A 7,304-nucleotide genomic window follows, 5' to 3' on the forward strand; every position below is an offset into this window, starting at 1 on the left:
GAGATAAATATGAAGATGGCTAAATTTGCACAAAAAATGGTGAAGGATTTCTTGATTATCTTCGCATTGATTATCATCATTATTACTTTATTGCGACAAATGTATTTTCCCGATACCGGCTTTGATTTAAAGTCGATTTATATCATGATGGCCTTTTCATTATTAAGTTCATTGCTGGGATTTGTATTGTATTCTCCTAATGATAGCAGCGAGAAGAAAATGCGTCTAAGAATGGCCATTCATTTTTTCACTTTGGAGATTGTACTGATTGCCCTTGGCAGCGTTTTTGATCTTGTGACGAGTGTATTAGATGGAATCATTCTAGCATTGCAAATTGCCGTCATTTACATCGTCGTTCGTCTGCTGTCATGGCGAAATGATAAAAAGGAAGCCCAAGAAATCAACGAAAAACTAAAGGCATTTAAGAGTAACCAATAAAATCATAAAGCAGCAGCTGTCTGCCACAGAATATTTTGCAGTAAGCTTGATCGCTTACTGCTCTTTTTTTTGCATCTTATTTGCCTGTGGATACAACTTACTGATTTTCTATATACTTCCTTCTGGCAATTTATTATCCTCAGTTTGTAATAAATTATTGGAAAAAGAAGGGGTAACTACGATGGGAAGTTTACTATTGTTGATTGCGTTGGTTTTCGAGATTGCATTTTCAATCTTCTGTATTGCTAGGAAGCAAAACCATAAGAAAATGAAAAATTGGATTAGGATTGCTATATTTTTAGCATTTGTATTGCTCACACTTTCTTCGGTGATTGTCTGGAGCTTCCGCTGGGTATTGGCTGCCATACTGTTTTTTATCTTAGCGTTAAAGGGAACGGTTTCGCTTATCCGAAACAGAACAAATTCACCAAAATACAAAACTTCTAAAATGGTCTGGAAATCCATGATAATGATATTGGCTTTCAATTTCGCACTGGCACCTGCCATTGTTTTCCCGCAGCATAAATCACCAAAAGTGACAGGGAATTATGATGTAGCAACTGCTGCTTACACTTACGTTGACAAAAACCGTATTGAGGAATTTACCGACAATGGGCAAAACAGATTTGTAGATGTGGAATTTTGGTATCCCAAAACTGGAGATGGAACATTCCCTCTATTAGTGTTCTCACATGGAAGCACTGGGATTAAGTCAAGCAATACCTCTACCTATACGGAGCTTGCAAGCCACGGATATGTAGTCGTTTCTATCGATCATCCTTATCACTCCTTTTATACTCGTTCAGAGGATGGAACGGTTGCAACGATTAATTCAGATTATAACCGTGAAATCAACAATATGAATAATGGGGTTTACTCGAAGAAAGAACTTTATGGGCTCATTCAAAAATGGATGAAACTGCGAACAGACGATATGAATTTTGTCATTGATACGATACTTGAAAAAGCCAAAAGCGACAATAATCCCATTTATCAACATATCGATACAGAGAAAATTGGTGTGTTCGGGCACTCAATGGGCGGCGCAGCAAGTGTTTGGCTAGGCCGAGAGCGTGATGATATTGATGCAGTCGTCAATATCGATGCCCCTTTCTTTAGTGAGCTGGCCTATAAGAAAGAAATCGGTGATTTTGCTGCAAGCAGCAAGGCATACAAAACCCCGCTTTTTAACATTTATTCTGATGATGTTTGGGAACAACTTGAAAGCAACTCCCTTTATGCAGCGAACAAACTTGATAATAAACAATTCCAAGAAGCATATACAACCCATTTTCAAGGCGCAAAACATTTAAGCTTGACCGATTTGCCGCTTTTCTCCCCTATCCTTGCCAATTATCTGCAAGGCGGAAAAGCCGGCATTGATCCATATTACTGCCTTGAAACGGAAAATAAGCTAATTCTTGATTTTTTTGACAATGAATTAAAGGGCATTGGCCATTTTACTCCAGAGAGGACATATTGATTTAGCAGGGCCCCATGCATATGTGCAGGGGCTTTTGGTTGTTTATTTGGTCATTTATGCTGAAACTCAAAATACAATTGATATCAGTGGTGTTAAGCTGAAAGGGTGATAGGAATGAAGAAATTCGTTTTGCACCTTAATGAAGTTGACAAAGAATCATTACCGTATGTTGGGGGTAAGGGGGCAAACCTTGGTGAAATGACGAAGGCTGGCTTCCCTGTGCCGCAAGGCTTTTGCGTGACCATTTCTGCGTACCAGGCTCATGTGGATAAAAGCAAGGAGATGGATCAGTTCTTTACCGAGCTTGACCATGTTCATGCGGATAGCCTGGAAGAAATTCGGATGTTGGGAAAGAAAATTCGTAAATCTATTGAGCACCTATCCATTCCATGGGAAGTACAGACTGCCATTGTAGAGGCGTGGCAGCATCATGGGATGGAGAAAGCCTATGCGGTTCGTTCTAGTGCAACCGCTGAAGATTTGCCTGGAGCTTCTTTTGCCGGTCAACAAGAAACTTATCTTAATGTGCGGGGGCTGCAGCAACTCCTTGATGCCGTTCGTTGCTGCTGGGCATCGTTGTTCACGGACAGGTCCATTTCCTACCGGGCAAAGAACGGTTTTGATCATCGCCAGGTTTTCCAATCCGTGGTGGTTCAAGAAATGGTCTTCCCGGACGTATCCGGCATCATGTTCACAGCGGACCCCATTACGGGCAATCGGAAAGTCACCTCTATTGATGCCAGTTTTGGATTAGGGGAAGCCTTAGTATCCGGACTGGTATCCGCAGATTTATATCAGGTAAAAGGCGGCCAAATCATCCAAAAGAAGATTTCCGACAAAAAAATCGCAATCTACCCAGTTCCGGATGGCGGCACAAAAACAAAGGATTTATCCCTTGAGAAGCAACAATCCCAAGCTCTTTCGGATGAACAGATCCTCCGGTTAGCGGAGCTCGGGCAGAAAATTGAAGAACATTACGGAACCGAACAGGACATTGAGTGGTGTTTCGTTAACGGAGAGCTTTACATTGTTCAAAGCCGCCCGATTACATCACTCTATCCCATACCGAAGATTACTGATAATCGTCTACATGCCTTTATCTCGATGGGGCATCAGCAAATGATGACAGATGCCATAAGTCCTTTGGGCATTTCCATCCTAAGGACGATGTTTCCACTTGGCAAATCAGGATCTGCCCGATTAGAAAGTTCAGCGGTCCTGGAAGCAGGAGGTCATTTGTTCTTCGACCCGACTGCTTTGCTATATCTAAAACCAGTCAGACGAATGCTTCCTCGATTACTGCGTCTCATTGACGAACGGATTGGCAGCGCCATTGGGCAATTGGTTCTTCTTCCCGAATTTCAGCATCCAGCAGACAAACATGTAAAAAAGGCATTTTACCGAACCGCCCGAATCGCAATTCGGACCGTTCTTCCCGGTTTGTTTGTAAAAGATTACGCCGCCGCCAGGCATGATATCAGCCTTTTCATGAACAAAAGAATTCAAGAGACTGAACGCCTTTTGTTTGAGGTGTCAGGTGCTGACCGTATTTCGAAGCTCCAAGAAAACCTCGGTAACTTAATCTTATCAGTTATTAGAAAAATAGCCCCCTACATGTTTTCGGGTCTAGCTTCTAAAGTGTTGACTGAGGCTTTAGTAAGAAGATGGCTGGGTAATGATGAGAGAGTGCATTTGCTTAACAAATCCTTGACCGGCAACGTCACGAGTGAACTCGGTCTAATGATTGGCGACCTTGCTGATATAGCAAGAGAACATCCCCAAGTCGTTGAGTATTTACAGAGAGCCGAGGATCATACATTCTTTGATGGGTTAAGTCAGATTCAAGGAGGAGATACATTTGGGAAGGAATTCGAGCATTTCATGAGCAAATACGGCATGAGGTGTCCGGGAGAAATCGATATTGCGAATTCAAGGTGGCGGGAGTCACCAACGGCACTTGTTCCATCAATTATTAGCCATATTCATAGTCTGGCACCTGGAGAGCATCGAGATAAATTTCTTCAAGGAGAAATAGAAGCACAAGAGGCCGAAAAACAAATCATCGCTGACGTACGCAGGACTCCCTGGGGGCGTTTTAAGGCCCGGATCCTTTCTCGACTGATACGTAACTATCGAAATTTGGCCGGGCTACGGGAGTTTCCCAAATATACCCTTATTCGTCATTTTGACATCTATAAGCGTGCAATCTTGAATGAAGCCAAAGAACTTGTCAAGCATGGAAAACTGTATAGAGAATCAGAAGTTTTCTACCTTTCCTTAAGTGAGCTCTTAGCTGTTAAGGAAGGTACATTGGATGGGGGCATTCAAAAACTAATTGTACATCGCAAGTGGCAGCATCAAGGTAATAGAAAGCTCATCCCTCCTCGGGTCATGACTAGTGAAGGAGAAATTATTACAGGGGTACGGCGTGATGTAAAGGCTCCGGATGGTGCATTAATTGGAACACCCGTTTCATCTGGTGTGGTCGAGGGTTTTGCAAAAGTAGTGCTTCGTGCTGAAGAGGCAAAACTCCATTCAGGCGAAATCATGATTGCCCCGTTTACAGATCCAGGATGGACACCGTTGTTCCACTCTGCAAAGGGTTTGGTGATGGAAGTCGGCGGCATGATGACGCATGGGGCTGTCGTAGCCCGTGAATATGGAATACCCGCAGTAGCAGGAATTGATCATGCCACCAGAATTTTAAAAGATGGATCGTACATTCGGATAGATGGTACTCATGGCTACGTTCAAGTTTTAGAGGAACCGAATAGCCCTGCCTGAATCTCAAAAGACAGGTACAAAAACAGCAGCGGATGGACAATAAATTCAGTTGTCCACCCGCTGCTGTTCTATTTCTTTTTATTTAAATACGCATTTCCTAAAACTTCTATTAAAATAAGAGCCGCATTTAGGAATACAGGTGAAAGGGTATCCTGTTTTCGATTTTTATTCTGTATATTTACTATTCTTATGAAAGGGTTAATTTTAGCGGGAGATTCCTGCTTTGGATTATGTCTGAAGTTATGAGCTGTTTTGAAAAGAAGATTGTCATACCTCTTTCTTTTTTCAACATCTTTAAGAGTTTCATAGGCTTCTTTCACTTTTTTAAACTGTTCAGGATTCCCTTTGTCTTTATCTGGATGTACTTCTTTTACTTTTTTTCGATAGGCTTCTTTAATTTCATCAAAAGTTGCATCATAGGGCACGTCTAAAATACGATAGTAATTTCCAATAGATCCCATGTATTTTCCCACCCTCTTTTGATTAAAATCCTTCCAAAATAGTATTCAGGTACTTTATAAAATATTCATATTTTTTTAAAGTGCATAAACTACCACTAAGCAATATTAACTAAAACAATAGTCACAACTTAGATGATTTTTTTTCTATTAAGATATATAATCTTTTTTATAATGGTAATATCTCACATTAATGATATCAGCCACCCTAAATTGATTTGACTATAAATAAGGAGAGACAAAGATGGATGATTCGTTGAGTCATAAGATAAAACATTCTTATCCGTTCCCCATTGCTGTATACTATAAAAAATTTTCAAAAGAAGAACGGCTTGTCAAAAAAGGCCAGAAAAACTATGAACCTCTTTTTGTATCCATGATTGACCTTTTTGAAATGACAACCCGCTATTTAAGTATTGTTTCGCTGTCTTCTTATGTAAAGAACGGCATGCAACTGGAGTCTTTAAATCAAAGGATAAGTGATTTGCTGACCAAGAAGCTCTCCCTCGGCCACTGGTTTGAAATTTTCCGTGAAACAACAAGAGTCTATAATGATAAGCCAGAAGACATGTTTATTCCTGAACTCGTCCCATTTCTATTTGAAAGAAAAACAATTCAATTGTTTGACCAGTTAATTACCTTACGAAATAAGAAAAAAGGGCATTCCTTTCGGTTAAGCCCTTTAGAATATAAGGAATTATATGAAGAGTACATCGGGCATTTGATTACCATTTTAGAACGTCTCCAGTTTCTATCAAACTATACGATGATAAGCCCAATTGAAATCGAACAGGACGGCTATTTGATTAAAGTTTTCAATGACTTTATGGGTGATTCTATTAATGAAAAGGACCAGGAGCTTCAAATATCTACTAAAACGAATGAGGAAGAAATTCTCCTCTTAAAAAAGAATGGAATTGGCCAATACGATTCCTTATTGTTATCACCATTAACCTATTATGATTACATAGAAGATCGATGGGAAGAGTATTTATTTTTACACGAGGAAAATAAAATCAATAAACATGAGTTGAAAAAACTCGAATATGTCGGCATTAATACGACAGCGAAAACACATAAAATTTCCATCAATGAAAATGAAGAATCGCGACTCATGTGGTTTGAACTGTTTCAACAGGTATTAGACAAAATTGCAATCGGCGATGGGGAAAATGACATTCCAATGTTCGAGCATGCCGGCTATTCTATCGGGGTTAACTTCATGGGACAGTATCCGGTAAACGTGAATGTTACCTCCATTCAAGAGGCGCTAGATTTACTTGAAGTTCGGTGTTAAAAAAAGCTATATCCCCTTGCTTTCAATGCAAGGGGATTCGTTTTATGCTGCTATTCATATTTCGTCCGATCGGTAAAAGCAACATAAACCAAGTAAATGACCATACAGATAGCGGTCGTCAAAAACCCCCAGCCAAGGGTTAATTGGTCCATCACAATGATGCTAGCATAAAAAGTGGACACAGGTAGTGGCGTCATGTTTAAATCATAATCAACAATATTAAGGACGTGTTTTACATGGCGAAAAAACATAAAAATTACCCTACTGAGTTTAAAGAGTATGTTTCTAAATTGATCGTTCACGACGGCCGAAAACAAGTTGATGTCTGTAATGAGCTTAAGATTCCATATGATACGCTGCATAAGTGGGTTAGCAGCTACCGAAAAAAACAGCAGGATGCAGAGAAAGCTAAACAGGATCAACTACTCACCGCTTCTGAGTACAAGGAACTGTTTGAAGCAGAAAGATTAAAAAGGCTCGAAATAGAAGAGGAAAATGTCATCCTAAAAAAGGCCATGCACATCTTCACGCAGGAAAAGAAGTAAGGTTTGCCTTCATTCAGGCCCACAAGAAGGATCATACCATTGTGAAGATGTGCAAAGTATTAGGTGTATCAACCTCCGGTTTTTATGCGTGGGAAAAGCGTCAGAGCAAGGAAGAAACCGAAAGGGACAAGTGGAACCGTCAACTAGATGATCGAATTATGTTTCACTTTTATGATAACCTTTCGGCATTTGGAAGTCCTAGAATTCATGAAAGGCTAGTAAATCGGGATAACATAAAGGTTTCCCAAAAGACGGTGGCCAATCGGATGAGGGATTTGGGTCTGTTCGCTACTCCTCCA

Annotated in this window: 8 protein-coding genes; 6 read left to right on the top strand and 2 right to left on the bottom strand. The window is 40.3% G+C overall.

Annotated elements, in window-relative coordinates; genetic code table 11:
* Positions 1–9: 9 nt before the first annotated feature.
* The 3 genes from PH210_RS17440 (at position 10) to PH210_RS17450 (ending at position 4,705) form a co-directional block, all read left to right on the top strand.
* The gene (locus PH210_RS17440; protein ID WP_289987309.1) at positions 10–438 is read left to right on the top strand and encodes a DUF3021 family protein; all 429 of its coding nucleotides are present in this window, start codon (positions 10–12) and stop codon (positions 436–438) included.
* Positions 439–619: 181 nt separating this feature from the next.
* Entirely contained in the window at positions 620–1,921 is a 1,302-nt protein-coding gene (locus tag PH210_RS17445) for an alpha/beta hydrolase family protein (RefSeq protein ID WP_289987310.1), read from the top strand.
* Between the two features lie 114 nt (positions 1,922–2,035).
* Positions 2,036–4,705 carry a phosphoenolpyruvate synthase gene (locus tag PH210_RS17450; protein WP_289987312.1) on the top strand — a complete coding sequence of 890 codons (2,670 nt, stop codon included), beginning with the start codon at positions 2,036–2,038 and terminating at the stop codon, positions 4,703–4,705.
* Positions 4,706–4,773: 68 nt separating this feature from the next.
* On the opposite strand, the gene PH210_RS17455 is transcribed toward PH210_RS17450, so the two are convergent.
* On the bottom strand, positions 4,774–5,166 hold the full coding sequence (locus tag PH210_RS17455) for a J domain-containing protein (RefSeq protein ID WP_289987314.1): 393 nt from the start codon (positions 5,164–5,166) through the stop codon (positions 4,774–4,776).
* A 241-nt stretch (positions 5,167–5,407) separates the two neighbouring features.
* Between PH210_RS17455 and PH210_RS17460 the strand changes: the two genes are divergently transcribed.
* Complete coding sequence (locus PH210_RS17460; protein WP_289987316.1) at positions 5,408–6,460, top strand: HAD hydrolase family protein; 1,053 nt, start codon at positions 5,408–5,410, stop codon at positions 6,458–6,460.
* Between the two features lie 50 nt (positions 6,461–6,510).
* Here PH210_RS17460 and PH210_RS17465 read toward each other — a convergent pair whose 3' ends face one another.
* Positions 6,511–6,711 (bottom strand): hypothetical protein, encoded by a 201-nt coding sequence (locus PH210_RS17465; RefSeq protein ID WP_289987317.1) that lies wholly within the window; start codon positions 6,709–6,711, stop codon positions 6,511–6,513.
* Here PH210_RS17465 and PH210_RS17470 point away from each other — a divergent pair.
* Positions 6,697–7,005, top strand: coding sequence for a transposase (locus PH210_RS17470; protein ID WP_289987318.1), 309 nt, complete (start codon positions 6,697–6,699; stop codon positions 7,003–7,005). The genes PH210_RS17465 and PH210_RS17470 overlap by 15 nt on opposite strands.
* Positions 7,006–7,052: 47 nt before the next feature.
* The coding region (locus PH210_RS17475) for an IS3 family transposase (protein WP_289987325.1) at positions 7,053–7,304 on the top strand (252 nt) is incomplete at its 3' end.

Source organism: Paenibacillus sp. BSR1-1, assembly GCF_030403775.1.
Classification (GTDB): Bacteria; Bacillota; Bacilli; order Bacillales; family Cytobacillaceae; genus Neobacillus.